The organism is Terriglobus sp. YAF25, assembly GCF_052113305.1.
In the GTDB taxonomy this organism is placed as follows: domain Bacteria; phylum Acidobacteriota; class Terriglobia; order Terriglobales; family Acidobacteriaceae; genus Terriglobus.
Map to the genome: position 1 here is coordinate 1 of NZ_JBFRCY010001063.1, position 1,035 is coordinate 1,035.

Annotated in this window: 1 protein-coding gene; it reads right to left on the minus strand. The window is 61.4% G+C overall.

Features of this window, described 5'->3' with window-relative positions:
• Positions 1-1,035 (minus strand): ATP-dependent zinc metalloprotease FtsH (gene ftsH / locus AB4043_RS26550; RefSeq protein WP_442308665.1); only part of this gene is annotated, 1,035 nt, incomplete at both ends.

A 1,035-nucleotide genomic window follows, 5' to 3' on the forward strand; every position in this document is an offset into this window, starting at 1 on the left:
CAGCATCGACTTGCGCTCGGCGCCCATCAGGACCTTGTCCTTGGCAACTTCAAAGTCGTACATGTGTACGGCCTTACGGTTGTTGCGGGCAGCGATCAGGGCAGCTTCATTGACCATATTGGCAAGGTCGGCGCCGGAGAAGCCCGGTGTCCCGCGAGCCAGAATGTTCAGGTCAACGTCCTCAGCCAGAGGAACCTTCTTGGAGTGAACGCGGAGCACTTCCTCGCGGCCACGGACATCCGGACGGCCCACGATCACGCGGCGGTCGAAACGGCCGGGACGCAGCAGCGCCGGGTCAAGAACATCAGGACGGTTGGTGGCAGCCACCAGGATCACGCCGTCGTTGGACTCAAAGCCGTCCATCTCGACSAGMAGCTGGTTCAGTGTCTGCTCRCGCTCGTCGTGACCGCCGCCCAKGCCRGCGCCRCGGTGRCGGCCGACRGCGTCGATCTCGTCGATGAAGATGATGCAGGGAGCGTTCTTCTTGCCCTGTTCGAAGAGGTCGCGAACGCGGCTGGCGCCCACACCGACGAACATCTCAACGAAGTCCGAACCGGAGATCGAGAAGAACGGAACATTGGCCTCGCCGGCGACTGCGCGCGCCAGCAGGGTCTTACCGGTTCCCGGAGGTCCGACGAGGAGCACGCCCTTGGGGATACGGCCACCCAGGCGCTGGAACTTCTGCGCCTCGCGCAGGAACTCGATGATCTCCTTCAGCTCTTCCTTGGCCTCGTCCACGCCGGCAACGTCCTTGAACGTCACCTTCTTCTGCTGCATGCTCAGCAGACGGGCACGGCTCTTGCCAAAGCTGAGGGCTTTGTTGCCGCCGGACTGCATCTGGCGCAGGAGGAAGAACCACAAACTCAGAATCAGCGCGAAGGGAGCGATCTGGATCAACAGGCCAAGCCATGCATTCGACTGCTGATCCTTCACCGTAATGGCGACACCGTGATCACGCAGCGACTTGTACATGTCCGGATAGTTGGCCGGAATGGTGGTATGGAACTGGTCCTTGTTGTCTCGGTAATGTCCGGT